This is a genomic window from Elstera cyanobacteriorum (assembly GCF_002251735.1).
Lineage (GTDB): Bacteria > Pseudomonadota > Alphaproteobacteria > Elsterales > Elsteraceae > Elstera > Elstera cyanobacteriorum.
In genome coordinates, this window is record NZ_NOXS01000016.1 from 1 (window position 1) to 26,839 (window position 26,839).

Consider the following 26,839-nt stretch of genomic DNA (forward strand, 5'->3'; position numbering starts at 1 on the left):
GATAATATTCACATCGGCGCTGGCGATGCTCATATCACTGTCTCTGGTGGCGATGACATCGTCTCCGTCGGGGTGGGAACCCACACCATTGATCTCGGGAGCGGCAACAACTCTCTCATCTTTGGAACGGCTTCCAATATGACCGTCACCGCCGGAAGCGGCGATGATTATGTTGCCAATAATGACGCCCTACAGTCCGCAAACACCTATAACATCACCCTTGGAAACGGTAACAACCAGTTCTATGGTTATTACTCAACCGTTGGCGCTACAGTTACGAGTGGCAGCGGTAATGACATCATCCAGACCGGCAGCGGTTCTAATTTTATTCGGGCTGGAGCCGGTAATAACCGGGTGGATGCGGATGCCCTAGTGTTTGGGTTTACCACGGTGAACGATATTGGAACCGGTAACGGCAACGATACAATAACGACTGGGAATGGTACAGATACGATTATTTCGGGCGCCGGGTCAGACAATATTTCCGGGTATGATGGCAATAAGACTGTAACTGCTACCGGTATCGCTACGGATACCGTCACCATCAGCTTCGGTAATGGTACTCACGTCATCCAAACCGGCAACAGTCAGGATAATATTCACATCGGCGCTGGCGATGCTCATATCACTGTCTCTGGTGGCGATGACATCGTCTCCGTCGGGGTGGGAACCCACACCATTGATCTCGGGAGCGGCAACAACTCTCTCATCTTTGGAACGGCTTCCAATATGACCGTCACCGCCGGAAGCGGCGATGATTATGTTGCCAATAATGACGCCCTACAGTCCGCAAACACCTATGATGTTACCCTAGGAGATGGCAACAACCAGTTCTATGGTTATTACTCAACCGTTGGCGCTACGGTTACAAGTGGCAGCGGCAATGACATCATCCAAACCGGCAGCGGCTCCGTTGTTATTAATGCCGGCGACGGCAATAACACGGTATATTCCGACGCCTTGGGTTTCGGTTACACAACGACAAGCGATATTACCACTGGCGCTGGAAATGACAGTATCTATGTCGGTAACGGGATGAGCACGGTCAGTGCAGGCCTCGGGGACGATAACATTTACATCGGAAGCGCCCCAACTCTCACGCTCATCTACACCGGCGGTCTGGACAGTGTGAGCGGCGCAGTCGGCGCCCTCATCCTCGACATCGACCCCGCCGCTACCCTCGACTTCTCAGCAGGCTATCTCGTCGCCACCATCGACGCGGCCAACGTACTGACCGTGACCGGTATCACCGATATCTCCCAGGTCACGCTGATCTAAGCAGGCACCGCGACGATCATCACAATCGCCTGGGCCAGCGGCACTTCGTCCGTCAGCGTCAGGTGAATTTCGGCGGTCATCCCTTCGGGGGTGATCGCCTTTAATCGTTCGAGCGCCCCGCCCGTGAGGCGCAAGGTCGGGCGGCCGCTGGGCAGGTTGATCACCACCATATCGCGCCAGAACACCCCGTGGCGGAACCCCGTGCCGAGGGCTTTGGCGCAGGCTTCTTTTGCTGCGAAGCGTTTGGCGTAGGTGGCGGCGGGATGGGCGCGGCGTTCGGCCTTTGCCTGCTCTTCCGGCGCGAACACCCGGTCGCGAAAACGGTCGCCGAATCTCTCCAGCGACCGTTCGATGCGGCGGATGTCGCAGAGATCGTTGCCGATCCCCAGGATCATCAGCTCTTAGCCTGCTTCGTCAACGGAATATCGATTTTGATCGACAGTTCCTTAAGCCGCGCCGGGTCGACCGGGCTGGGGGCCTGCATCAGCAAATCTTCCGCCTTCTGGTTCATCGGGAAGCAGACGACTTCGCGGATATTCGGCTCGTCAGCCAGCAGCATGACCATACGGTCAACGCCCGGGGCCGAGCCGCCGTGCGGCGGCGCGCCGAACTTGAAGGCGTTGAGCATCCCGCCGAAGCGCGCTTCCACCTCCTCATTCTTGTACCCGGCGATTTCGAACGCCTTATACATGATTTCCGGCAGATGGTTGCGGATGGCGCCCGACGACAGCTCGATGCCGTTGCATACGATATCATACTGATAGGCGTTGATCGTCAGCGGGTCTTTGGTCAGCAAAGCCTCCAGCCCGCCCTGCGGCATGGAGAAGGGGTTGTGGCTAAAGTCGATCTGGCCGGTTTCTTCGTTCAGCTCGTACATCGGGAAATCGACGATCCAGCAGAAATGGAAGATGCCCGGGTCGATCAGGTTCAGCTCTTCGCCCAGGCGCTTACGGGCTTGGCCGGCGAATTTTTCCGCCACCAGCTTCTTATTGCAGACGAAGAACAGCGCATCACCCGGCTGCACGCCAGATTTTTCCGCCAGCAGCTTCAACGCGTCCGGCCCGATGAACTTGGCGATGGGGCCTTTGGCCTCGCCGTTCTTATCCCACAGGATATAGCCGAGGCCCGGATGGCCTTCACCCTTCGCCCAATCGTTGAGCTTATCGAAGAAGCTGCGCGGCTGTTCCGACACTTGCGGCGCCGGAATGGCGCGCACGACGGCGCCGCCCGCCACCATGTTCTTGAAGGCGTTGAAGGTCACATCCTCGCGGGTGAAAACCTCCGTCACATCGGCAATGATGATCGGGTTGCGCAGGTCCGGCTTGTCCGACCCATATTTCAGCATCGATTCTTCGTAGGCGATGCGCTGGAACGGATAGGGCGTGACCACCTTACCGTTGGAAAATTCCTCGAACACCCCGTGCAGCACCGGTTCGATGGCGGCGAACACGTCTTCCTGGGTTACGAAGCTCATTTCGAAATCGAGCTGGTAGAATTCACCGGGGCTACGATCGGCACGGGCGTCTTCATCGCGGAAGCAGGGGGCGATCTGAAAGTAGCGGTCGAAGCCCGCGACCATCAGCAACTGCTTAAACTGCTGCGGTGCCTGCGGCAGGGCGTAGAAGCGGCCCGGATGCATACGGGCGGGCACCAGGAAGTCGCGCGCCCCTTCAGGGGAAGAGGAGGTGAGGATCGGCGTTTGGAACTCGGTGAACCCCTGCTCGATCATCCGGCGGCGCAGGCTAGCGATGACGTTGGAGCGCAGGACAATGTTCTTGTGAATACGCTCGCGCCGCAGATCGAGGAAGCGGTACCGCAAGCGCGTATCTTCCGGGAATTCGGCGTCGGAATTTACCTGCAGCGGCAGCACCTCGGCGGTCGATTGCAGGTTATACTCCGTCACCTGCACTTCAATCTCGCCGGTCGGCAGGCCGGAATTGACGGTTTCGGCGCTCCGGTCAACCACCGTGCCAACCACGGTGATAACGCTCTCCACGCGCACGGCGCTGGCGGCCTCAAAGAAGGGCGCGGCGCTATCGATGACCAACTGAGTAATGCCGTAATGGTCGCGCAGGTCGATGAACAGCAACTGCCCATGATCGCGCTTGCGATGCACCCAGCCCGAAAGGCGCACGGTCTGGCCGGTTTCGGCGCGGGTCAAAGCGTTGCAAGTATGCGTGCGATAGGCGTGCATGAAGAAACTTCCCAGCGGATAAATCAGAATAGGCGGCAAAGCCACACGCTTTGGGGTCGAATGTCAAGGGTCGGCTAGGCTGACTTGCGACTCTGTGTTATAGCGGCAGCTATGATGATCCAAGACTCTGCCGCCCTTGCGGCCCTCTGTGCCAGCCTTGCCGAAGAAGCCTATGTGACGGTCGATACCGAGTTTATCCGGGATAAGACCTATTGGCCGCAGCTTTGCCTCGTGCAAGTCGCGGGAGCGTCGGTCGCCGCCGCGATTGATCCGCTGGCCGAGGGCATCGACCTAACCCCGTTGTTCGATCTTCTCGCCAATCCCGCCGTGCTGAAGGTGTTCCACGCCGCCCGGCAGGATTTGGAAATCTTCGTCAACCTGACTGGCAAAGTCCCCGCCCCGATTTGGGATAGTCAGGTGGCGGCCATGGTGTGCGGTTTTGGCGAAAGCGCGAGTTACGAGACGCTGGCGGGCAAGCTGGCGGGCGCGCGGATCGATAAAAGCTCGCGCTTTACCGATTGGTCGGCGCGGCCCCTGACCGATAAGCAGCTTTCCTATGCGCTGTCGGACGTAACGCACCTGCGGGTGATTTACGAGAAACTCAGCAAGCGCATCGCTAAGGCCGAGCGCGAGGCTTGGGTGCAGGAGGAAATGGCCATCCTCACCGACCTTAAGACCTATCAGACCGACCCGGACGCCGCGTGGCAGCGCCTGCGCCCGCGCACGAATAATCGGCGCTTCCTGGGCATCTTGAAGGAACTGGCGGCTTGGCGCGAGGCGGAAGCCCAGCGCAAGAATATCCCCCGTCAGCGCCTGCTGAAGGACGAGGCGCTGCTGGAAGCCGCCGCCAATGCCCCCAAATCGGCCAATGATCTCGGTCGCATGCGGGCACTCACGAAGGGCATGGCTGAAGGGTCGGTCGGGCAAGCCATTCTCGCCGCCGTCGAACGCGCCAACGCGCTGCCGGAAGCCGATCTTCCCTCGCTTCCCGATAAGGCCGACATTCCTGGCGGTCGCACGGCGTTGATCGAGCTTCTGAAGGTGCTGCTGAAAGCCAAATGCGACACGCACGATGTGGCGCAAAAGCTGATCGCGACCAGCGCCGATCTCGAAATCCTGGCGGTGGAGGACGAACCCGCCATCCACGCCCTCGCCGGTTGGCGGCGGGAGGTGTTCGGCAATGATGCGCTGGCATTAAAGCGCGGCGAGTTGGCGCTAACGGTTAAGGGCGACGCTATTCGGATTATCCGGCTCTAACCGATGCTCAAGCTGCTTGGCGACCGGCGTTTTCTGCCACTGTTCATTGCCCAGTTCCTGGGGGCGCTGAACGATAATCTGTTCAAGAACGCGCTGGCGATTCTGGTGGTCTATCGGCTGGAGCCCGACCCGGATAAAGCCCAGGCCCTAGCGGGGTTGGCGACGGCGCTGTTCGTGCTGCCCTATTTCCTGGCCTCCGCTTTCGCCGGGACGCTCGCCGACCGGAAACCTAAGGCGATGCTGACGCGCTGGGTTAGGCTGATTGAGGTACCTGCCCTGCTGCTCGGTCTCGCCGGGCTGGTCTTGGGGTCGGTCCCGCTCTTATTTGCGGCGCTGATCGGCATGGGTATCCTCTCGACGTTCTTCAGTCCGCTCAAATTCTCGCTGCTGCCCGAACTGCTGCCGCCGGACGATCTTGCACGCGGCAATGCGCTGTTTGCCGCCACCACCTTCGTCGCCATTCTGATCGGGACGATTATGGGGGCGGAATTGGTACGGCTGGACAATGGCCCCTGGATCGCCGGGCTGACCGGGCTTGGTATCGCCGTGCTGGCGTGGCTCGCCTGCCGGGCCTTGCCGCCCACCCCGGCGCTAAAGCCTGATTTGCCGCTGCGCTGGAATATCCTGGCCGACACTTGGGCGGTCTGCCGCGATACCCTGGCCTCCCCCGCCCTGCGCCGCACCGTGCTGGGTATTTCCTGGTTTTGGATGCTCGGCGCGGTTCTGCTCGCGCAACTGCCCGGACTGGTGCGCAACCGGATCGGCGCCGATGAGCAGGTGGTAACTTTCTTCCTGGCGCTGTTTTCCATCGGCATCGGCGTTGGTGCCGGGATTTGCGGGCGGTTACTGCGCGGCGATGTCAAATCTTGGCCGGTTGGGATTGGCGCGCTTGGGATGGCCCTGGCCTGTGCCGACCTTTGGTTGGCACTACCGGGGACCCCCGCCGGTGGGGCGCTCACCCCCCTGCCCGCGTTCCTCGCCGCGCCCGGCAACTGGCGGTTGATCGGCGATTTCGCGCTGCTGGCGGTCGCGGGCGGGATCTATACCGTGCCGCTCTATACGCTGCTGCAAGCCCGCGCCGCGCCAGAAGCCCGCGCCCGCGCCGTTGCCACCAATAATATTATCAATGCGTTGATGATGGCCGTCGGCACCGCAGGCACCGCCGTTCTGCCGATGCTGGCGCTGAGCGTGCCGGATTTTCTGCTGATCCTCGGCGGTAGCCTGCTGCTGCTCGCCCTGCCCCTGGCGCGGACGGCGCAGCAGGCTTAGCCTTTCGGCGCCCCGAGCAGGATAACCACCACCCCGGTAAGGCAGAGACCCGCCCCGGCCCAATCGGTCAACACGGGGCGGACGCCTTCGATACCCCAAAGCCAGGCAAGCGACGCCAGAATATAGATGCCGCCATAGGCCGCGAAAGTTCGGCCCGCCGCTGCCTGCTCGACCAGGGCCAAGGCTCCGGCGAATAGGATCAACAACCCAACGCCCGGCAGCAGCCACAGCGCCGATTTATCCAGCCGCCACCAGGCCCAAAAAGCAAAGCAGCCGCCGATTTCGGCGGCGGCTGCAATGATATAGAGGGCCAGGGTCTTCATGGGACCGGGTTACTTCTCGCCGCGCATGACGCGGGCTTTCTCCCGACCCCAATCGCGTTCTTTTTCGCTCGCCCGCTTATCCTGCTTCTTCTTCCCCTTGGCGATGCCGAGTTCAAGTTTGGCGATGCCCCGGTCGTTGAAGTAGAGGCCGATAGGGATCAAGGCGATGCCCTCGCGCTTAATCGCCCCGATCAGCTTATTGCGCTCTTTCCCGTGCAATAGCAGCTTGCGCGGGCGGCGTTCTTCGTGGTTTTCCCGCGCCTGCTTGTAGGTGGGGACATGGGCGTTGAACAGCCAGATTTCCCCAGCCATCTGCTGGGCATGGGCTTCGTTGATGCTGGCGTGCCCCTGGCGAATGGATTTCACCTCGCTGCCCATCAGCACCAGACCGCATTCGATCCGCTGTTCGATGAAGTAATCGAAGGTCGCGCGGCGGTTGAGCGCCGCGTACCTATCGCCAGGGCGGGGTGCCATTAGCCGAGCAGCCCTGCCTGCTTCAAAGCAGCTTCCACCTTTGCCCGCCCCGCCGCCGACAGCGGTGCGATGGGCAGGCGGCAGTCTGCTGCGCCGAGACCGAGCAGCGAGGCGGCATATTTCACCGGCGCCGGGCTGGTTTCGCAGAACATCGCTTCATGCACCGGATAGAGGCGCTCGTTGATTTCCATCGCTTTTTTCAGATCGCCCGCCACCCAGGCATCGTGCATCTGGGCGATCAGGCCCGGCGCGATATTGGCCGTGACCGAAATGCAGCCGACGCCGCCCTGCACCAGATGCGCCAGCGCGGTCGCATCCTCGCCCGAAAGCTGGATGAAGCGCTTGCCGCAGGTCAGCGTCTGGCGCAGCGGGCGCACGAGGTCCGCCGTTGCATCCTTCACCCCGACGATGCGCGGCAGTTCGGCAAGACGGCCCATGGTTTCCGGCGTCATATCCACAACCGACCGGCCGGGAATATTGTAAATGAAGACCGGCAGGTCCGCCGCGTCATGCACCGCCTTGAAGTGCAGATACAGGCCTTCCTGGCTGGGCTTATTGTAATAGGGCGTGACGACCAGCGCCCCTTCCGCCCCGGCCTTTTCAGCGTGGCGGATAAAATCGACGGCTTCTTCGGTCGAGTTCGACCCGGCCCCGGCGATCACCGGCACCTTGCCCTTGGCGACTTCCAGGCAGAGTTCGACCACGCGCTTATGTTCGGTATGGCTCAGCGTCGGCGATTCGCCGGTGGTGCCGACCGGAACCAGGGCATCGGTGCCCTGCTCGATCTGCCAGGCGCACAGTTTCTGGAACGCGGCCTCGTCCACTTTCCCGTCTTTGAACGGGGTAAGCAGCGCGACCATCGACCCGTGAAACTTCTGCATCTGAGTGCCTGACACCGACATTTTCTGTATCCTTGGTTGACCACTATGGGTTCCGCGACACTAGCCGCGCGCGCGGGCAGAAGACAAGCCTTCCGGCACGATCCGGCTGCATAGAGGGGGCCGGGGCCACGCGCGGCTCTTGCCCCAGCTTCGGGGCGCGCATACACTCGCGCTCATGATCGTCTTACGGAACCGGTCCACCGCCCCCCGCAGCCCCTTGTCGCTCGTGCGCACGCTGGGCATGGGCGCGGGTATGATGGCCCTGCTGCTCGGCAGTTTGCCTGGGGTTAGCCAGGCAACCGCCCCGGCCCCGCAAACCAAACAATCCCCGGCAAAACCGGTTGCGGCCAAACCGGCGCCCGTGAAACCGGCGACCGATGCGAAAGCCAAAACGGCGCCAAAACCCGCTGGCGACGGTAAATCGAAACCGGCCGCGAAACCTTTGGTCCCAACCAAAGTCAAAGCCGCCGGGGCAGGCGCCGCCGCCTTGACCGGGGCCGCCGCCGCGAAATCCGCCGTTGCCAATAGTGCTGACGCCTATTATCGCGCCGCCTTCCTCGGCCTTGATGCGGGCAAGCCGCTCCCGACGACCCCGCCCCCCTCCACCGATCCGTTGCTCGATAAAGTGCTGAAATGGGCAGCGCTGGTAAAAGGCCTGGGCGGCAGCGGGTTCGAGGATGTTGCCGGCTTTCTAAAAGATCATCCCGAGTGGCCGGGCCAGGCGCAATTGCGCCGCAGGGCCGAAGATTTTCTGCTGACGGAACCGTCTGATAGTTTCGTCGTGCAATGGTTCGACGCCAACCCGCCGCAAAGCCGGGAAGGCCGCCAGCGTTACGCCGATGGCCTCGCCGTCGTCGGGCGCGCGGCGGATTCAGCGAGTTGGGTGCGGCGCTCCTGGGCGGAAGATAGTTTCTCGCCGGTCGAAGAAGCTGCGTTCGCGGCCCGCTACGCCGAGATTCTGCGCCCGGACGATCACCGGACCCGCGCCGACCGCGCCCTAGCGCGCGACGGCAATGATACGGCGCAACGCCTGCTGCCCCGCCTCGCCCCGCCAGATCAAGCCGCCATCAGCGCGCGCCTATCGATCCGGAGCGGCACCGATCCCGAAACCGTGCTGGCGCGGCTCGACAAAACCGTGGCCCGCGATTCGGGTGTTATTTTCGATGCAATCCGCGCCCTGCGCCGCGCCGGGAAAGACGAGGCCGCCCGGGCGCTTCTCTCCGTCAAGGTCGACGGTAGCTTGCGCCCGGACCAATGGTGGACCGAACGCGATCTCCAAGCCCGTCGCCTGCTGCGCGAAGGCGATGCCGAAACAGCCTATCGCGTCGCCGCCGCCCACGGGCTTCCCCCCGGATCAGCGGAATTTGCCGAGGCGGAGTTTTTAAGTGGTCTGATTGCCCTGCGCTGGCACAAACAGCCGGAAACCGCTTTCAGTCACTTTCAGGCGCTGCTGAACAATAGTAAGACGCCGCCCAGCCAATCGCGTGGGGCCTTCTGGTCTGCCCGCGCCGCCCTGGCGCTGAACCGGCCGGACGAGGCCAAGCAATGGCTGATGCGTGCCGCCGCCTTCCCGGCGTCCTTCTACGGTCAATTAGCAACCGCGCTGATCGGCGACAATGTGCCAGGGCGTCTGCCGCCCGAGACGATTTTAACCGGGGCGGAGAAGCAGAGGTTCAATTCCCTCGAACTCGCCCGCATCGTCCGCCGCCTGTCTGAAATCGGTCTGCCGGAGAAGTCGGACCCCTTCCTGTTTCGTCTGGCGGAAGGTGGGCTAGAGCGCGCGGAGGGGGCAGCCCAGCTTGCCGCCAGCCTCGGGCGGACCGAAACCGCCGTCTTGATCGCCCGCCGCGTCTATCGCGATGGCACGCTGCTGCCTGAGAGCGGTTATCCGATCCTGCCGCAAGTGCTGCAAGAGTCGCCCGAACCGGCGCTGGTCCATGCCATTATCCGCCAGGAAAGCAATTATTCCCCTACCGCCGTCAGCCGGGTTGGTGCGCGCGGGTTGATGCAGCTTATGCCCGCGACGGCCAAGCAGGTCGCCGGGCGCCTCGGTCTCGCCCATAGCGACAGCCGCCTGACCGCCGAACCGGGCTATAATGTGCAACTGGGGCAAGCCTATCTGGCGACCGTGCTTGACCAGTTTAACGGTGATTACGCGCTGGCCATCGCCTCCTACAATGCCGGTCCCGGGCGCGTGCGCCAGTGGCTGCGCGACTATGGCGATCCCGGCACCGACCTTGAAGGTTGGCTAACCTGGATTGAGCAAATCCCCTTCACCGAAACCCGCAATTACGTTCAGCGCGTTTTAGAAGGCGTCGCGGTTTACCGTGACCGTCTGCGCCTGACCGCCCCTCAACCGCATCCAGCCGCCACGATCCTATCGGCTTGGTGCCTCAGCGAATGCGGGCCGCTTCCCGGCCGCCTGCCTTGATCCCATCCCGAATGACCGACCCCGCCACCAGCCCCGCCATCGACCCGTTTTGCACGATCACCGCCTGCGTTTTCGATGCATACGGCACCCTGTTCGATATCGCTTCGCCCGTCCAGCGCATGGGGCCACGGTTGGGCGAGAAGGGCGCCGAACTCATCGGCCTATGGCGGCGGCGCCAGCTTGAGTATTCCTGGCTGCGCAGTCTGATGAACCGCTACTGCGATTTCTGGCAGATTACCGAAGAATCGCTGGATTATGCCCTTGGGGCTTTGAAGTTTCCCGCCGATGCCGGGCTGCGCCAAGATCTCCTCGATACGTTCCTGACGCTAGATGCTTTCCCCGATGCCGTGCAGACCCTGCGGTTACTGCGGGAAAACGGCTTCCGCACCGCCATTCTGTCGAACGGGACGCCAACCATGCTGCATGCGGCGGGCGATGCGGCGGGGGTGACACCGCTGATCGATCTCTTGCTCTCGGTCGAATCGACCGGCTGCTATAAGCCCGATCCATCGGTCTATCGCCATGCCGTGCAACGGCTGGACGTACCGCCAGAACGAGTGCTGTTCGTCTCCGCCAATGGGTGGGATGTCGCGGGGGCAACCGCCTATGGGCTGCGCACGGTCTGGATCAACCGTAACGGTCTGCCGATTGAGGAATTAGGCCTTCAACCGACGGCAACCTTGACCAGCCTGAGTAATCTCGTCGGTTTACTGCGCTTGCCGCGCTAAAATGGCTCAATCCAGCGCCGTCTGAAGATTGGCCATTACGCGGCGCAGGCTTGCCAGGAAAGCGGCGATTTCTGGTGCGTCCAGCCCAGCCAACGCAGCGGCATTGACGCGCGCTGCCGCATCCGTCGCTGCGGCTTCCAGCGCGACCGCCCGAGCGGTTGGAAAAATAAGCTGCACCCGTCCATCTTGGGGATGGGGGCGGCGTTCGATCAGCCCATCCCGCTCCATCCGGCCCAGGGTATTGGCCATCGTCGCCTGTTCGACGCTTAGGCGCTCAACCAACTGGCGCTGACTAAGGCCCGCCTCGCGCCAAAGAACCAGCAGCACCATGAACTGCGCCGGCGCTAGATTGAGCGGCTTCAACCGCTCGGACAGGGCAATGCCGAACAGCCGGGCTAGGTGATTGACCAGATACCCGGCGGATGTGTCCTTCTCAAAATGCATAGCAGGCAATCTTTCTGAATCACTCACACCAATTGAATAGCACGCTATTCATATGGGATAGTTACCGCATCGCTTCTAAACGAAAGGATGGACGACATGCGACGAAAACTTCTCTTGGCCCCCCTTCTCGCCCTGACCTTAGGCACGGTTGCACGAGCCGAGGGACTCGTGTTGTCAGAGCGCGAAGGGTCAGACGGAACCACCTTTATCGATCAACTGAAAGCCGAGGAAACGGGGCCGATTGTTCTGATCAATCTGTTCGACGTCGCCCCGGAAGACGCGGCCGATTTCCACACCCGCTGGACGGCGGCGGCAGATGTGCTGCGGCGCAAGCCGGGGTTTGTGACCACAACCCTGCACCGGGCGGTTGGCGCCTCGCGGCTCTGGCTCAATCGGGCAGAATGGCGGAGCCTTCAAGATTTTCGCGCCGCCATGCGCTCCGATGATTTTCTCGCCATCGCCAAGACGATGAAACAACAGGGGTTCCGCCGGATTTATACCGCCGAACCGACGCAAGGGCCGCTTAGTTTCCCGTAATCAGGCAGCGGTTTCCTGTTGGGTCAGGAGCAAGCGGCCGGCAGCCTCCTCACTGTCCTTGGTTTCCAGCAGCGATGCCAAGCGGCGGCACATGCCTTCGAGCCGCGCCCCGGCTTCCATCGATAGAATATCGTGATGAATATCGCCGGTAATGCGGGCGGTCCGGGTCAAGATAACTTCCTTCGCCCGGATCGTGCCGGTCACACTGCCCGACACGCGCACGGTTTCGGCCGAAATATTGCCACGCACCAGCGCGCTATCGCCGACCGTCAGCACCCGTGCATCAATATCGCCCTCGACCGTCCCGTCGAGATGCACTTCGCCCGACGACGTGACATTGCCGGTCACGGTAAAATCGGTCGATAGGATTGATGGAACCCCCATTGCCCCCTTGGGCGCGGTTTCGGTTTCACGGCGGCTATTTGATCTTGAGAACATTGCTCGCAGCCTTCATGAAATTAGCGGGGTCCAACGGGCGGCCATTGACCACCACTTCGTAATGCAGATGAATACCCGACGCGCGGCCCGAGCGGCCCATCAGGCCGAGAACCGTGTTCCGGTCAACTTCCTGGCCGTCCGTCACGCTTAATTCATCCATGTGCGCGTAGCGCGTGCGGATAGAATACCCGTGATCGACTTCGACCAGACGGCCATATTGCGGGTGCCAACCGGCAAAAACAACCTTGCCGGGTGCCCCTGGCCGAATAGGCGTGCGCAATGCGGCCTGAAGATCAAGCCCTTCGTGCAGTGCCGCCCGTCCGTTGAACGGGTCGCGGCGGTAGCCGAAGCCCGACATGACGGCATAATCGGCCTTCACCGGCACGGCCATCGGTAGCGAGGTCAGCACGGGACGCAGCACTTCCAGCTTTTCCAGTGCGGTGCCAAGTTCAGTGCTCTTGCCCTGCACTTCCGGGGCTAGGCCCTTCACCTGCTCCGACCAGGGAACGAAGGGACCGCCGCGTGCACCGCGGCCATCGCGCCCATTGAAGATCGGTGCGAGGCGCTTGGGATCGACCCCCGCCGCCGCGAATACCGCCTCGACCTTCTGCAAGGCCCCCTGGGTGCGTTCCTGCAACTTGCTGAGCGCTTGCTGCTGCTGCTGGGTTAGCGACGCCATATGCGTCTCGATCTGATTTGCCTTTTCGACCGCAGCATCCCGCTCGGCAACCGCTTGGCGGCGGCCGGCCTGGGCTTGATCAACCACCTGCTGCTTTTGCACCAAAATCTTCTCAAGCTCGACCGTGCGGTTCTGCGCCATCAGCAATTCGCCTTCCAAGCGGGCGATATTGCGATCAATGGCGGCACGCGCGGCGGCGGCGCGGCGGCGCTCGTCTTCGGTAGAAACAACCCGGGAGCGCATGACCGACACGTCGGTTTGCAGTAAATCGTTGCGTTCCGACAGGTTAGTCAATTCGCTTTCGAGATTATGCAGTTGCTTGCGCAGGGCATCTTCCGCCGAGGCATAACGTTCCTTTTCAGTCTCCGAATCCTCAAGTCGATTGTGGATGGAGGCCAGATCGTTCCGCAGACCTTCGTTCTGTTCGATTAATGTTAATAAATAGGAGCGATAATAATTCAAATCTTTGGTGATCGACAGGAATTTACCGTGCTGGCTTGAAACTTCTTCGATTAATTCATGGTAGGCGATGCGGGTACGTTCGATTTCGGCGTTCTTTTTATCGACTTTATAGGATTGATAGCCATAGCCGATACTGCCGACGAGCGCCCAAACCCCAAAAACCAAAACCCCTGCCGCCGTGCAGGTTTGCATCCGGGTCGAAAGTGTCAGCGCCCGGACGGAAACGCCTTCGCGGATCACGATCTGCCGTTCGGGAAACCAACGGCGGGCCAAGCTCTTTAAACGTTCGCCAATCGGCTGCCGGATATCCGCAGACTGCATCAAACGCTCATCTCCCTGTCCGGCAGCCAGGGAGTACCCCTGGAAAAACCCGCCTTGGTTAAACCGTCACTTTCGGACGGTGGGATCGGAAGCCTCTCGCTTCAGCGTATGTCTTTTATATTTGTGATAAGTTCGAGACAAATCTCGGGAGACATTACGCGGAGTCTTTGGTACTTGAAGCGCCCCCCCCCGGCAACAAGTTTGGTCGAAGCTGGGGCAGATTTTTTTCGATATTTCCGCATTTCAGGGGTTGACCCGTGCCTGTATCACACCTTCAAAGCGGTTGCTGATCCAACCTATTTGCGGTGTACTTTAACCCATTGGTCTGTATTATTAATTCTTGTCAGAGCAACCCAAGGCGGCACTTTCTGCACTCGATATTCCGCTGGCGCTTCCTATAGACTAAGGGATGAGCCGAGACTGGAGGGGCGATGCTTTCGCGTAAATTTGACCGGGCGGATTTCGATGCACGCGCCTTGCGCGCCGATTTCGAAGAACTGGGGGCGCGGCTAAGCACTGAAGCCAGCGACCTGCGGCGGCGCTTGCACGAACTTTATTATCCCGCCTTCGGCCCGGTCGATGGGCTGATGAAACGGCAGGTTCTGCGCCAGTTCAAAGCCTGGGAAGATTATTTCCGCGCCCATGCCAGCCAGATTTTCGCCCACGCCCGCGAGGTAGAGGAAAAACTCGCCTACTCCCTAACCCTCGAGGGCCGTGCCGAGTTGAAGATCATCGCCGAGACGCTGCGCGACCGGCGAGCAACGACCGATCTTCTGTTTCGGGCCTTAGCCGCCAAGATGCGCCAAGCCACGACCGCCGTGTCGCTGGATGCCGAGCCGATCTACGATTTTTGCCAGGTTTTGGAACAGCTTGGCCTGTTCTTTCGCCTAACTGCCGTTGGCCTGTATCAGCCCGATGCCGCCAAAGCCGCCCTGGGGCGCGATCCGCGCTACCTTGATGTCGATTGGGAGGTGCTGCGCCGCTGGGCCGAAGGGTTGCCCGATCAAATGCGCCCGCAGCGCCCTACCGATACCGGCCTGCTACGCGCGGCCCCATCCACGCCCCCCGTTCAAACCGCTCCACGCCCCTCCGAACCGGAGGCCGAGGATGCAGAGAGCGAGGAACTTCCAGCCCTGCCCGCGCCGACTGCCGAGCGCCGCGAGCGGCGGCGGACCCGGTAGATGGCCGTCCGTCTGCCGCGCCCACCGGGGGGCCTGCTCTCGCCGCGCGGCCTGCTGCTCCGTTTGGGCGAGGTCAGCGCCAGCATTCGAGCGGCTATCTTCTTCGCCTATTGGTTGTTTCTGGCCGCAATGGGAATTTTGGGCGGGATCGGCGTCATCCCCAGCCTGCTAACAGCACTGCAGGCGCTTGCCCTACTCGCCGGGTTGGTCGCGCTGCAACGCTGGAGCGAAATGATGCTGCCCGGCAGCAACGGCGGGCGGTTGGCGCTGTTTAGCGTCACCGCCCTCACCCTCGTTGTCGGCTGGTTTATTCTGTTCGTTCCAGCACTACTGCTCATTGCGTTGCTGCTGTGGGGCCTATTTGCCCTGCCGCTTTGGCTGATTCGCTGAGCTTAGGCGCCATTGGTATGGGTTGACGCCCGGGACTGGGCGGCCTGCTGCGCCGCTTGACGCGCCAAGCGTTTTTCACGACGCTCCGGCGCCGACATGATCCACCACGCAAGCGTGATGAAACCGATCAGCATGCCAACTGTGATATAGAGTGCATAATCGCCCAGCATGTCCTTGAAGGCCGCGCCGAACAGATAGCCTGTTCCAGCAAACGACACCGCCCAAACCCCGGCGGCAATAAAATTCAAAATGCTGAAGCGCGCCCAGGAAATCCCGCTCATGCCAACCGCAAAAGAGCTGACGTTACGCACCCCGTAAATGAAGCGGAACGATAGAATGAAGCCCGTGTTATAGCGATGCAATAGGTCCATCGCCCGGGCAACGCGCGGTTCCCATTTCGGGAATTTCTTGATCAACGTCGCCCCATAGCGGCGCCCTAAGAAGAAATAGACCTGATCGCCGCAAAAACTGCCAATCCAGGCACAGGCGATGAGCGTAGGCAGAGACAGCAGCCCAAGGTGCGCGGCATAGCCCGCAAAAATAACGAAGGTTTCCCCCTCGACAGCGGTCCAAAGGAATGTGATGACATAAAAAATATCACCATATTCTTGTATTTTTGCCAGAATTTCTTGCACGCTTGCCCCGTTTCCGCCAATCGCCCGCCGGTCTTAATGCTCGTTGGATCCGAGATTTTTAGACCCTGAGTGTCGCCGCCTTTGTGTAAAGATTAGGTTAAGACTGCGTTATACAGTTCCCCTGCTTGAGCACCCTTTCGATATGACACAGGCGCCCCCTACCTGGCTACCTGTCTGTTGCGCGAAACGCGCCTAAATCGAAACGTCGCGTATGGAAATCCGCAAGCGTGTGGCGATGCCCCACACTGATCAAGGTTACGGCGGGATCGGCGCTAAGCGCCTGATAGACCGCCGCTTCGCTCGGCTCGTCCAGCGCGCTGGTTGCTTCGTCGAGGAAAAGCCAGCGCGGCTTGTGCAGAAGAGCGCGGGCGATGGCGACGCGCTGCTGCTCGCCGCCTGACAGGATTTGCGACCAGAGCGCAGTTTCGTCGAGGCGCGGTAGCAAATGCGCAAGGCCGAGTTGGTTTAGAACCGCCTGCACCGCCTCGTTGGAGAACGACTCCGGCGCCGCCGGATAGGTTAAGGCCGCGCGCAAGGTTCCCAGCGGCAAATAGGGTTTTTGCGGTAGAAACAGCGTGTCGCCCGCATCCGGCATCATCAAGCGGCCTTCGGCATAGGGCCAAAGCCGTGCCAGCGCCCGCAGCAGTGTGCTCTTGCCGCAGCCTGACGGGCCGGTGATCAATACGCGCTCCCCAACCGCGACGGTAAAATCGAGCGGCGCGAGCAGCGCATCGCCGTTTGGCAAAAACAGCCGCAGCCCATCGGCTTCGATCCGATCGGGGGCAGCAATCCGTTGCACCCGATCGGTACTATGGCTTTGCTCGATCTGTTCGACCGCTGCCGTAAAGCTGGTCAGACGGTCGACGACCGCGCGCCAATTGGCGATGGAACTATAGGCATCGACCAGGAAGGACAACGCCGTCTGCACCTGACCGAAATTCTGACTGATTTGCATCACCTCCCCCAGCTTAATCTGCTGAGAGAAATAACGCGGCGCCGCAACGATGAACGGGAACAGGATCGCCGCCTGATTATAGCCGGAGGTGCCGAGCGTCAGCAGGATCGTCCGGTTCATGATCGCTTTATAGTTCGTGACCACCGCACCGAAAAGGCCATTAAGGGTGCGTTTTTCTTGATCTTCGCCGCGATACAGGGCAACGCCCTCGGCATTCTCGCGGGCGCGGATTAGAGCATAGCGGAAATCGGCTTCTACCCGTTCCTGATGGAAATTCAGGTCAATCAACGGGCGACCGATCTTATGGGTCATCCAGGTGCCGAAGACGGCGTAAACCACCGCCGCCCACAGCATATAGCCGGGAATGGTGATTTCCGTTCCGCCGAGGCTAAAGGTCAGCGGGCCGGACTGCGCCCACAGCAGCCCGGCGAAGGTGAAGAACGTCACCACTGCCGACAACAAGCCGAGCGCGAGGGTGAGCGTCGTCGCGGTCAATTGGCTGATATCGTCGGCCAAGCGCTGGTCGGGGTTATCGGCCTTCGCCTCGCCCAATTGCAGGCGGTAATAGACGAGTTCGGACATATAGCGGCGCAGGAACCGTTCGACCAACCAACTCCGCCATTGGATGGTTAGCATCTGGTTCATGTAAATCCGCAGGATCTGCACGCCGATGTAGATCGTCGCAAGCCCGCCGAAGACCAGAATTTCCCGCTGAAAGACCGGATAGTCCAATTCCTGCAAGGCGTTATAGAAGCGCCCGTACCATTCGTTGAAGAGAACATTGATGCCGACAAGGCCGAGGTTGATCGCCACCAGCAGCCCCAGCAGCCCGCGCGCCACCCAGCGCCGCTCGCCGAACCAATAGGGAGAGATCAGGCGCCAGAGATCGTGCCAAAAACGCGGACGGGTGGACATCAATGGGGTCTCCTGCAAGCCATGCGTAGTGGTTTAGGGCGAGCTAAGACCCCGATCAAGGCAGGATCAGGGCAAACCGGTCTTACAGACTGTCGTTTACGTAAAAGAGACGCTTTTAACGCGAATACAGCCGCGCTATGCTCTGCGGCAAGGGGGCCGACGAACGCGCCCCCAAATCCTTGGGAGGAACCGATGCGTATTCCCGTTATCGCCGCATTAGGCGGAGCTTTTCTATCGACCTTCGCCGTTGCGGCCGGTTCACCCGCCGATCTGTCGGCGCAATGGCTGACCGAAGGCGGCAAGTCCCGCGTTGAAATCGGCGCCTGCCCGAATGCCCCAACCCAACTTTGCGGCAAGATCGTTTGGCTGCGCGAGCCGACCAACCCCGACGGCAGCCCGAAGGTCGATAAGGAAAATTCCGACGAAACGCTGAAGAAGCGCCCGATCCTAGGCCTGCAAATGCTGCGCGGCTTCAAGTGGGACGGCGAGAAATGGGACGATGGCTATATCTATAATCCCGAAGACGGGAAGGAATACGATAGCGTCATCCGCATCAAAGGCCCGGGCGAGCTAGAGGTGAAAGGCTGCGTGCTGTTCATCTGCAAGCGCCAAGCCTGGACCGATCCGAAAAAGGGATCGTGATTCGCCCCTAGCGTCATCTTGTCGGCGGCGGATCACCCCCCTATGATCCCGCCGCCATGACCTACGCATTCACTCACCGTCACCTGCTGGGGATCGAGGGGCTGAACCCGCTCGATCTGCGGTATTTGCTGGAGCGCGCCGAAAGCTACGTCGCGCTGAACCGCCAGACCGAGAAGAAGATCGGCACCCTCCGGGGGCGCACGATCATCAACCTCTTCTTCGAGAATTCGACGCGCACGCGCACCAGCTTCGAGTTGGCGGGCAAGCGTCTGGGGGCGGACGTGATCAATATGTCCGTCGCCTCCTCCTCGGTCAAAAAGGGCGAGACGCTGATCGATACGGCGATGACGCTGAACGCCATGCACGCCGACGTGCTGGTGGTGCGCCACGCCGAATCCGGCGCGCCCCATCTTCTGGCCCGCAAGCTCAACTGCGCGGTGATCAACGCGGGCGACGGCACCCACGAACACCCGACGCAGGCGCTGCTGGATGCGCTGACCATCCGCCGTCGTAAAGGCCGCCTGGAAGGCCTAGTCGTCGCCATCTGTGGCGATATCGCCCATAGCCGCGTCGCCCGCTCCAATATTTTGCTGCTCAACGGCTTGGGTGCCGAAGTACGGGTCGTGGCCCCGCCCACCCTGCTGCCCGCCGAAATCGACCGGCTGAACGTCCGCGTCTTCCATTCGATGCGCGAAGGGCTGAAGGACGCCGATATCGTGATGATGCTGCGCTTGCAGACCGAACGCATGCAGGGCGCGCTCATCCCCTCCGTCCGTGAATATTTCCATTTCTTCGGTCTTGATCGGGAAAAACTGGCGCTCGCCAAGCCGGATGCCGCCGTGATGCACCCCGGCCCGATGAACCGGGGGGTGGAGATTGACAGCGATCTGGCCGACGACATCGACCGCAGCTTGATCAACGAACAGGTGGAAATGGGCGTAGCCGTACGCATGGCCTGCCTTGAAGTTCTGTCGGAGAAACTACCCGCCGTGCAGGGAGCGCAGTGACCATGACCGCCCTTCTGCTCCGCAACGCCCGCCTGCTCGATCCGGCGGCGAAAACCGAAACCTCTGGCGACTGCCTGATCGCCGATGGCAAGATCGCCGCCACTGGCCCCGGCCTGACGGCGCCCGAAGGGGCGGAGGTGCTGGATGCCCAAGGCGCCTGCCTCGCCCCCGGTCTGATCGACCTGCGCACCCATGGCCGCGATCCCGGTCAGGAGCATAAGGAAAGCCTGCGCACCCAGGTCGAGGCCGCCGTTGCGGGCGGCGTTACGGCGATGGGGGTGCTGCCGGATACCGATCCTATCGTCCAAGACCCAACCTCCGTCGCTTGGCTGGTGCAGCGCAGCCGCGCGCTTGGCAAGGCGAAAGTGCTGCCCTATGCGGCGATGAGCGTCGATAAGGCGGGCCAGCAACTGACCGAATTCGGCCTGCTGCAACAGGCGGGCGCTGTCGCCTTTGCCGATGGCGCCAAGGCAACCGCCGATGCGCTGGTGCTACGCCGGGCGCTGTCCTACGCCAAGACCTTCGATGCGGTGATCTTCACCCACCCCGAGGACCGCGCGCTGACGCGCCACGCCTGCGCGACCGAGGGCGAATATGCTACCCGCCTCGGCCTGCCGGCAGCGCCCGCCGCCGCCGAACTGCTGCAGGTGCAGCGCGATCTGCTGCTGACCGAACTGACCGGCGGGCGACTGCATATCGGCCCGATTACCACCGGCGCAGCGGTGGACGCCATCCGCGCCGCCAAGGCCAAGGGCGTGCGCGTGACCTGCGATACGGCGGCGGCCTATATCACCCTCAATGAAATCGCCATCGCCGATTATCGCACCTTCACCAAACTGACGCCGCCCCTGCGCACCGAAGCCGACCGGCAGGCGGTGATCGCCGGGCTGGCCGATGGCACCATTGACGCCTTAAGTTCCGACCATACGCCAGAAGATCAGGACGCCAAGCGCCTGACCTTCACCTCCGCCGAGCCGGGGATCATCGGCCTTGAAACGCTACTGCCGCTGGGGCTTGGCCCGGCACATCAGGGCCGGATGAGCCTGCTGGATCTGCTGGCCCGCCTGACGGTTGCCCCCGCCGCGATTCTCGGCCTCCCCGTCCCCCGTCTCGCTGTTGGCGCCGTGGCCGATCTGGTGCTGTTCGACCCGGACGCGCCGGTGCGGATTGCGGCGGATGCCATGCGCTCTAAATCGAAAAACACCCCCTTCGACGGCTTCCCGCTGCAAGGAAAAGTGCTGGCGACCCTGGTGGACGGTCGCATCGTCTATCGGCGGGCGGCATGAGCGGGCTAGGGTTATGGGTGGCCCTGGCCGTTGCAAGCTATCTCTTAGGGTCGATCCCGTTCGGTCTGGTACTGACCAAGCTCGCCGGACTGGGGGATATAAGGGCCATCGGGTCCGGTAATATTGGCGCCACCAATGTATTGCGCACCGGCAAGAAGGGACTGGCAGCGGCCACGCTGCTGCTCGACGGCGGCAAGGGTGCCGCCGCGGTGCTGCTGGCGCGTTGGTTGGTGGCCGACGAGCTCGCGCCGCTGATCGCCGGGGTTCTCGCCTTCCTCGGCCATCTCTACCCGGTTTGGTTGGGCTTTAAGGGCGGCAAGGGCGTTGCCACGGCCATCGGCCTATGGCTGGCGCTCGCCTGGCCGGTCGGGGTTGGTGCCTGCCTCCTGTGGCTGCTGACCGCCTTTCTTGGCCGCCGGTCCTCCCTCGCGGCGCTGGTGGCCATCGGGCTGACCCCCGTTCTGGCCGGGGTTATTGCTTCTGTATCGTATGCCCTGGCAGCTTTACCAGTAACCCTCCTGGTCTTCTGGCGGCATCGCGGCAATATCGAGCGGCTTTTGGCAGGAACTGAGCCGAAAATCGGCGAGTCCAAGCAGAAAGCTGAGAATCGATCCTAACAAGAGTCTCTATCTTGCTGAAAAATCTCATGCTATTGTCACAAATAGTGACACGTGAGGTCGCGGAATGACGCAAGATAAGAAGCCCGGTTTTTTTAAACGGCTGGCCGAGGCGTTGTTCGAGGAGGAACCGGACCCGACACCCGTCGTCCGCTCGACGAAGCCCGCCGCCCCCCAGGCGGAAGCGCCACCCCCTGGGGGTGAACCTGCGCCGGGGCTGGATATGGCCTTCGACACGGATGAAGCCGCCCAAATCAGCGCGCGCCTTTCGGGGCTGCACGATGAAGACGGGCGCGTGCCAATCAAAACGGCGCCGGTCGATTGGGATTTCGACGCGGATTTCGGCACGGTTGCCCAGGCGGAAAAAGCCACCGATATGGCGGTGTCCCAGGTCGTCTTTGCCGCCAAACTCCAAGAGGTGCTGGAGAAAGGCGAAAAGGGCAGTGCCGGTAAGCTGCAACTGCTCAATCTCGACGAAATCAAGCGCGAAGCGGGCGACCGGTGGGAACAAATGGCCGAAAAGGCCCAGGCTATCGCCGAACAGGTCATCCGGCACCGCTTGGCCCCGAGCGATATTGTCGCCCCCTATGACGATCATAGTTTCATCGTTCTCTTCGCCGAACTAACCGAAGAACAGGCCCGCCTGAAAGCCGCCGCCATTGCGCGCGAGGTGCGCCAGCGCCTGCTGGGCGAGTTGGGCGTCAAGGATAACGGCTGGGTCAAAGCCTTCGTTACCGATATCGTTACGCTGCAACAGGCCGGGGCCGATCTGCCGCCGGAAGAAGCGATCTTGGCGTGGGATCGGGCGTTCGAGGACGAGGAGGATTGCGCCCCGGCGCTTGGCGGCCCCGGCCCCGGCACCGTCGATGCGGAAGTACAATCGCGCCTGGGGGAAGTCGGTGTTTCCTACCGCCCAACCTTCATGGTGCCGAAGGGCGTCGTAGGGATTTATACCACCCATATTATTCGGCTGGACGCGCTAAACCGCATCCTGTCTGGCCCAGCGGCCTATCCCGCGAATGATGCTGCCGTAACGTTCGAAATGGACCGCGCCGCCGTCAAACGCGCCATCGAGCAGGTGCGCGCCGCGCTTAAGGCGGGGCAGCGTCCCGGTCTGGTCCATATCGGCGTGCATACCGGCTCGCTCGTTACCCATTCCAGCGGGCTGATCGTCGATATGTTCCGGGTCTTGCCGCCGGAATTCCGCCGCTTCTTCATCGTCGGGATCAACGCCCAGTCCCACGGCACGCCGATGGCAAAGGTGATGGAAGCCGTGGCAGCGGTGCAGCCTTTCTGCCGAACGGTCACCGTGCAGGTCAGCCCCGATTTCACCGATTTCGACCGGCTGGCGCGGGCAAAAATTTCCGCTGCCGGGATCGATCTGGAAGAACCGGAGGTTGGCGACATCACCCCGACGCGGCTAACCAAAGAGATTCTGCCCTTCTGCAAAGCCGCCGCCAAGGCAGGGCTGCATTCCTATCTTTACGGCATCAAGCGCCGGGAGATTGCCAAAGCGGCCCGCGAGGCCGGGTTCACCTATCTCAACGGATCGGCCGTTATCCCCGTATCAGGACAACCCTTGATAGCGCAATCTGCTTGACCCCTGCCGGGGCGGGGCGGCACTCTGGCGCTATTATGGCAACCGCCTATTCCCGCGAGGATCGGCTGAACCGGCTGCGGCTGATCCGCAGCGAGAATATCGGCCCGGTCACCTTTCATCAATTGCTCGTCCGTTTTGGCACGGCGGCGGCGGCGCTGACCGCGATTCCAGAGCTTGCCAAGCAGGGCGGGCGCGGTAAGCCGCTCAAGCTCGCCTCCCTCGCGACGGCAACGGCGGAAGTGGAGCGCGTTGCCGCCCTCGGCGCGAAACTGCTCTTCCACGGCGAAAGCGATTATCCTGCGGCCCTGGCCGCCTGCGACGATGCCCCGCCGGTTCTCTGCGTCAAGGGTGATATACCGCTGTTGCGGCGGCCCTGTATCGCCTTGGTTGGCGCGCGTAATGCCAGCCTGAATGCCCAAAAGATGGCCGATCAGATGGCGAAAACCTTGGCCGAAGCCGGGGTCTGCGTCGTCTCCGGTCTCGCGCGCGGGATCGATGGGGCCGCCCATCGCGGCGGGCTTGCCGGCGGGGCGACGGCGGCAGTGATCGCGGGCGGGATTGATACGGTCTATCCGCCGGAGCATGAAAATCTTCAGGCCGATATCGCCACGCGCGGCGTGCTGATCGCCGAAATGCCGCCCGGCACCCAGCCGCAGGCCCGGCATTTTCCGCGTCGCAACCGGGTGATCGCGGGGCTTTCGGCGGCCACCGTGGTGATCGAAGCCGCCGAAGGCAGCGGCTCGTTAATCTCAGCGCAATTCGCCGCCGATTATGGGCGGGAGGTGATGGCCGTGCCCGGCTCCCCGCTCGATCCGCGCGCCAAGGGCTCCAATAAACTGCTAAAGCAAGGGGCGACGCTGGTAGAGGATGCGGCGGATGTTCTGGCGGCTCTGCCCGCCCTCGGGGCGGGTCTGGCGGAGCCGCCGGGCGCGGGATTTCGCCCGCCGCCGCCCATCGATCCAGCGGAAAGTGAGCTTGCCTGCGCCCGCCCCCGGATCGTAGAGATGCTGTCACCGTCGCCGGTGGCGGTTGACGAACTGCTGCGGCAATGTCAATTCTCCCCTGCGGTCGTGCAGACGGTTCTTTTGGAACTCGAACTTGCAGGGCGGCTGGAGCGTCATCCCGGCGGGCAGGTTGCCCTGTTGATGGGGCGCTGACGGAACGCCTTCGGGCCGGGAGAAGATTGGTTTCATGAACGTCGTCATCGTCGAATCGCCCGCTAAGGCCAAGACGATCAACAAATATCTCGGCTCCGATTACACGGTCATCGCCTCCTACGGCCATGTCCGCGACCTGCCCGCGAAAGACGGGTCGGTGCGCCCGGACGAGGATTTCGCGATGTCTTGGGAAGTCGAAGACCGGGGCGCCCGCCAGGTCTCCGAAATCGCCAAGGCGGTTAAAGGCTCCTCCCGTGTCTTCCTCGCGACCGATCCGGATCGTGAAGGCGAGGCGATTTCCTGGCACGTTCTGCAATGTTTGCAGGACCGCAAAGTCCTGAAGGGCGTCGATGTTAAGCGCGTGGTCTTTCATGAGATCACCAAATCCGCCGTGCTGCACGCCGTCGCCAACCCGCGCGACATTAATCAGGAGTTGGTGGACGCTTACCTCGCCCGCCGCGCTTTGGATTACCTCGTCGGCTTCACCCTCTCGCCCGTCCTGTGGCGCAAGCTACCGGGCAGCCGGTCGGCGGGGCGCGTGCAATCGGTGGCGCTGCGCCTGATTTGCGAGCGCGAATCCGAGATCGAGATCTTCAAGACCCAGGAATATTGGTCGGTCGATATCGATTTCCTGACGCCGAAAAGCGAACAGCTTACCGCCCGGCTGACCCATCTCAACGGCACGAAGCTCGATAAGCTGACCCTGGGCGATAAGGGCGCGGCGGACGCCGCCGTCGCCGTGGTCAATGCGGCGGACTTCCAAGTTGCCTCGGTCGAAAAGAAGCAGAGCAAGCGCCACCCGGCCCCGCCCTTCACCACCTCGACCTTGCAGCAGGAAGCCAGCCGCAAGCTTGGCTTCGGTGCGCAGCAGACCATGCGCCTCGCCCAGAAGCTTTATGAAGGCGTCGATATTGGCGGCGAGACGGTTGGCCTCATCTCCTATATGCGAACCGATAGTGTCACCCTGTCGGGCGAAGCCATCGGCGGCTGCCGCCGCCTGATCGGCCAGGACTACGGCGACAAATATCTGCCTGCCAGCCCCCGCGCCTATAAGTCGAAATCCGCCAATGCCCAGGAAGCGCACGAAGCGATCCGCCCGACGGATCTGTTCCGCCGCCCGAAGGAAATGGCCCGCTTCCTCGACCAGGACCAGTTGCGGCTTTACGAGCTGATCTGGAAGCGAACGATTGCCTGCCAGATGGAGAGCGCCGTGCTGGATCAGGTTGCCGCCGATCTGATCGCCAAAGATAAAAGCGCCCAAGCGCGCGCCACCGGCTCCACGATCCTGTTCGACGGATTCTTGAAGCTCTATCTCGAAGGCCGCGACGACGCCGAAGACGATGAAGGCGGCATGCTGCCGCCGCTCGCCCAGGGCGAGAGCGTCAAACGGCTCGACACGCGCCCGGAACAGCATTTCACCCAGCCGCCGCCGCGCTATACCGAAGCGAGCTTGGTGAAGAAGCTGGAAGAGCTTGGCATCGGCCGTCCCTCCACCTACGCTTCCATCATTCAGGTGCTTCAGGACCGCAGCTATGTGAAGCTGGAACAGAAGCGCTTTATCCCCGAAGATCGCGGCCGGTTGGTCACAACCTTCCTGTCGGCCTTCTTCGACCGCTACGTCGAATATGGCTTTACCGCCGATCTCGAAAACCAGCTCGACGATATTTCCGAAGGGCGAATCGATTGGCGCGCCGTGCTACGCCAATTCTGGGAACCGTTCATCAAGGCGGTAGACGGCACCAAAGACCTGACGATCACCCAGGTCATCGACACGCTCGATGCGGCCTTGGGCGACCATTTCTTCCCAGATCGCGGCGACGGTAAGAACCCGCGCGCCTGCCCGTCGTGCCAGGAAGGCCGTTTGGGCCTGCGCCTGGGGCGCACGGGCGGGTTCATCGGCTGCTCGCGCTATCCCGACTGCCGCTATACCCGCGCGCTGGCCGTCGATGGGGCGGAAGGCGAGGCTGACGCCGAACTTGCCGGGCCGAAGCTGCTCGGCGACGATCCCGCGACCGGCTTGCCTGTAACCCTGCGTAAAGGCCCTTACGGCGTTTATGTGCAGTTGGGCGAAGGCGATAAGGAGAATAAGCCAAAGCGCGCCTCCCTGCCCGCCGGGGTCGCGCCGGGGGATGTGGATCTCGACCGTGCCCTCTCCATGCTCGCCCTGCCGCGTACCATCGGCAAACACCCGGAAACCGGCGACGAGTTGACCGCGGGTATCGGGCGTTTCGGCCCCTATATCAAACACGGCAAGGCCTATACCTCGCTGCCCAAAGGCGAGGATGTGCTAACCATCGGCCTTAACCGCGCCGTCGTTATTCTGGCCGAAGCGGCGGAAAAGGCGAAGAACCGCGCGGCCAAGAACCCCGGCACGGTACTGGGGCCGCATCCTGGCGGGCATGGCGATATCACCTTGCACGATGGTCGCTACGGACCTTACGTCGAAGTCGGTAAGGTGCGTGTGACGCTACCGAAGAATATCGACCCGAGCGCGCTGACCGCCGATCAGGCCGCCGCCCTGCTCGCCCCCAAACTGCTGGAGGCGGAGAAGAGCGGCAAGGCCAAGGCGAAACCCCGCACCAAAGCCGCCACGGCCGAAAAGGCTCCGGCCAAGAAAGCCGCCGCAGCCAAGAAACCGGCAGCGGCGAAAAAGACCAAAACTGCGGCGGATGATGCCGCCGCAAAACCAACCCCCAGCCGCGCGCGCCGGACTAAAGCCGCCGTCGGCACCGAGTAGG

General features: G+C 62.0%; 25 protein-coding genes. 15 read left to right on the forward strand and 10 right to left on the reverse strand.

Annotated features, from left to right (window positions below; all coding sequences use genetic code 11):
• Positions 1-1,278 (forward strand): beta strand repeat-containing protein (locus CHR90_RS19360; protein ID WP_170941236.1); only part of this gene is annotated, 1,278 nt, incomplete at its 5' end.
• Here the strand turns inward: CHR90_RS19360 and acpS are convergent.
• Complete coding sequence (gene acpS, locus CHR90_RS00660) at positions 1,275-1,673, reverse strand: holo-ACP synthase (RefSeq protein ID WP_094406695.1); 399 nt, start codon at positions 1,671-1,673, stop codon at positions 1,275-1,277. The genes CHR90_RS19360 and acpS overlap by 4 nt on opposite strands.
• Positions 1,673-3,472, reverse strand: coding sequence for an aspartate--tRNA ligase (gene aspS, locus CHR90_RS00665; RefSeq protein WP_094406747.1), 1,800 nt, complete (start codon positions 3,470-3,472; stop codon positions 1,673-1,675). The genes acpS and aspS overlap by 1 nt, the downstream gene beginning before the upstream one ends.
• A gap of 111 nt (positions 3,473-3,583) precedes the next feature.
• Between aspS and rnd the strand changes: the two genes are divergently transcribed.
• Both rnd and CHR90_RS00675 read left to right on the forward strand, forming a co-directional pair.
• Complete coding sequence (gene rnd, locus CHR90_RS00670) at positions 3,584-4,729, forward strand: ribonuclease D (RefSeq protein ID WP_373283823.1); 1,146 nt, start codon at positions 3,584-3,586, stop codon at positions 4,727-4,729.
• A gap of 3 nt (positions 4,730-4,732) precedes the next feature.
• A complete protein-coding gene (locus tag CHR90_RS00675) occupies positions 4,733-5,998 on the forward strand; it encodes an MFS transporter (RefSeq protein ID WP_094406697.1) in 1,266 nt (421 codons plus the stop codon).
• On the opposite strand, the gene CHR90_RS00680 is transcribed toward CHR90_RS00675, so the two are convergent.
• The 3 genes from CHR90_RS00680 to dapA are packed head-to-tail and all read right to left on the reverse strand — an operon-like array spanning position 5,995 to position 7,697.
• Positions 5,995-6,321 (reverse strand): YnfA family protein, encoded by a 327-nt coding sequence (locus tag CHR90_RS00680; protein WP_094406699.1) that lies wholly within the window; start codon positions 6,319-6,321, stop codon positions 5,995-5,997. The two genes, CHR90_RS00675 and CHR90_RS00680, sit on opposite strands and share 4 nt — an antisense overlap.
• Before the next feature lie 9 nt (positions 6,322-6,330).
• Entirely contained in the window at positions 6,331-6,795 is a 465-nt protein-coding gene (gene smpB, locus CHR90_RS00685) for an SsrA-binding protein SmpB (RefSeq protein WP_094406701.1), read from the reverse strand.
• Positions 6,795-7,697, reverse strand: coding sequence for a 4-hydroxy-tetrahydrodipicolinate synthase (gene dapA, locus CHR90_RS00690; protein WP_229671466.1), 903 nt, complete (start codon positions 7,695-7,697; stop codon positions 6,795-6,797). Before dapA ends, smpB begins: the two co-directional genes overlap by 1 nt.
• A gap of 154 nt (positions 7,698-7,851) precedes the next feature.
• Here dapA and CHR90_RS00695 point away from each other — a divergent pair, with 154 nt between their 5' ends.
• Both CHR90_RS00695 and CHR90_RS00700 read left to right on the forward strand, forming a co-directional pair.
• On the forward strand, positions 7,852-10,107 hold the full coding sequence (locus CHR90_RS00695) for a lytic transglycosylase domain-containing protein (protein WP_094406705.1): 2,256 nt from the start codon (positions 7,852-7,854) through the stop codon (positions 10,105-10,107).
• An 11-nt stretch (positions 10,108-10,118) separates the two neighbouring features.
• Complete coding sequence (locus CHR90_RS00700; protein ID WP_212668575.1) at positions 10,119-10,835, forward strand: haloacid dehalogenase type II; 717 nt, start codon at positions 10,119-10,121, stop codon at positions 10,833-10,835.
• A 6-nt stretch (positions 10,836-10,841) separates the two neighbouring features.
• Here CHR90_RS00700 and CHR90_RS00705 read toward each other — a convergent pair whose 3' ends face one another.
• Positions 10,842-11,279, reverse strand: a complete 438-nt coding sequence (locus CHR90_RS00705; RefSeq protein WP_094406707.1) for a MarR family winged helix-turn-helix transcriptional regulator — start codon at positions 11,277-11,279, stop codon at positions 10,842-10,844.
• Positions 11,280-11,375: 96 nt separating this feature from the next.
• Between CHR90_RS00705 and CHR90_RS00710 the strand changes: the two genes are divergently transcribed.
• Positions 11,376-11,816: an antibiotic biosynthesis monooxygenase family protein gene (locus CHR90_RS00710; RefSeq protein ID WP_170941238.1), complete on the forward strand. Its 441-nt coding sequence runs from the start codon at positions 11,376-11,378 to the stop codon at positions 11,814-11,816.
• On the opposite strand, the gene CHR90_RS00715 is transcribed toward CHR90_RS00710, so the two are convergent.
• Both CHR90_RS00715 and CHR90_RS19580 read right to left on the reverse strand, forming a co-directional pair.
• Positions 11,817-12,200 carry a bactofilin family protein gene (locus tag CHR90_RS00715; protein WP_229671467.1) on the reverse strand — a complete coding sequence of 128 codons (384 nt, stop codon included), beginning with the start codon at positions 12,198-12,200 and terminating at the stop codon, positions 11,817-11,819.
• A gap of 34 nt (positions 12,201-12,234) precedes the next feature.
• On the reverse strand, positions 12,235-13,716 hold the full coding sequence (locus CHR90_RS19580) for a M23 family metallopeptidase (RefSeq protein ID WP_094406713.1): 1,482 nt from the start codon (positions 13,714-13,716) through the stop codon (positions 12,235-12,237).
• Positions 13,717-14,147: 431 nt separating this feature from the next.
• Here CHR90_RS19580 and CHR90_RS00725 point away from each other — a divergent pair, with 431 nt between their 5' ends.
• Together CHR90_RS00725 and CHR90_RS00730 are read left to right on the forward strand one after the other, a co-directional pair.
• Positions 14,148-14,897, forward strand: coding sequence for a hypothetical protein (locus tag CHR90_RS00725; RefSeq protein WP_094406715.1), 750 nt, complete (start codon positions 14,148-14,150; stop codon positions 14,895-14,897).
• On the forward strand, positions 14,898-15,287 hold the full coding sequence (locus CHR90_RS00730) for a hypothetical protein (protein WP_094406717.1): 390 nt from the start codon (positions 14,898-14,900) through the stop codon (positions 15,285-15,287).
• 2 nt (positions 15,288-15,289) lie between these two features.
• On the opposite strand, the gene CHR90_RS00735 is transcribed toward CHR90_RS00730, so the two are convergent.
• Positions 15,290-15,922 carry a DedA family protein gene (locus CHR90_RS00735; protein ID WP_170941239.1) on the reverse strand — a complete coding sequence of 211 codons (633 nt, stop codon included), beginning with the start codon at positions 15,920-15,922 and terminating at the stop codon, positions 15,290-15,292.
• 166 nt (positions 15,923-16,088) lie between these two features.
• On the reverse strand, positions 16,089-17,792 hold the full coding sequence (locus tag CHR90_RS00740; protein ID WP_094406721.1) for an ABC transporter ATP-binding protein/permease: 1,704 nt from the start codon (positions 17,790-17,792) through the stop codon (positions 16,089-16,091).
• A gap of 192 nt (positions 17,793-17,984) precedes the next feature.
• Here CHR90_RS00740 and CHR90_RS00745 point away from each other — a divergent pair, with 192 nt between their 5' ends.
• The 7 genes from CHR90_RS00745 to topA all read left to right on the forward strand — a co-directional run bounded on the left by CHR90_RS00745 (position 17,985) and on the right by topA (position 26,838).
• Positions 17,985-18,434 (forward strand): DUF2147 domain-containing protein, encoded by a 450-nt coding sequence (locus tag CHR90_RS00745; protein WP_170941240.1) that lies wholly within the window; start codon positions 17,985-17,987, stop codon positions 18,432-18,434.
• 56 nt (positions 18,435-18,490) lie between these two features.
• Positions 18,491-19,441 carry an aspartate carbamoyltransferase catalytic subunit gene (locus CHR90_RS00750; RefSeq protein ID WP_094406725.1) on the forward strand — a complete coding sequence of 317 codons (951 nt, stop codon included), beginning with the start codon at positions 18,491-18,493 and terminating at the stop codon, positions 19,439-19,441.
• A gap of 2 nt (positions 19,442-19,443) precedes the next feature.
• The gene (locus CHR90_RS00755) at positions 19,444-20,727 is read left to right on the forward strand and encodes a dihydroorotase (RefSeq protein WP_094406753.1); all 1,284 of its coding nucleotides are present in this window, start codon (positions 19,444-19,446) and stop codon (positions 20,725-20,727) included.
• A complete protein-coding gene (gene plsY / locus CHR90_RS00760) occupies positions 20,724-21,344 on the forward strand; it encodes a glycerol-3-phosphate 1-O-acyltransferase PlsY (RefSeq protein WP_094406727.1) in 621 nt (206 codons plus the stop codon). Before CHR90_RS00755 ends, plsY begins: the two co-directional genes overlap by 4 nt.
• A gap of 67 nt (positions 21,345-21,411) precedes the next feature.
• Positions 21,412-22,944: a hypothetical protein gene (locus CHR90_RS00765; protein ID WP_094406729.1), complete on the forward strand. Its 1,533-nt coding sequence runs from the start codon at positions 21,412-21,414 to the stop codon at positions 22,942-22,944.
• Between the two features lie 35 nt (positions 22,945-22,979).
• The gene (gene dprA / locus CHR90_RS00770; RefSeq protein WP_094406731.1) at positions 22,980-24,101 is read left to right on the forward strand and encodes a DNA-processing protein DprA; all 1,122 of its coding nucleotides are present in this window, start codon (positions 22,980-22,982) and stop codon (positions 24,099-24,101) included.
• 34 nt (positions 24,102-24,135) lie between these two features.
• Positions 24,136-26,838, forward strand: coding sequence for a type I DNA topoisomerase (gene topA, locus CHR90_RS00775; RefSeq protein ID WP_094406733.1), 2,703 nt, complete (start codon positions 24,136-24,138; stop codon positions 26,836-26,838).
• Position 26,839: the final 1 nt, after the last annotated feature.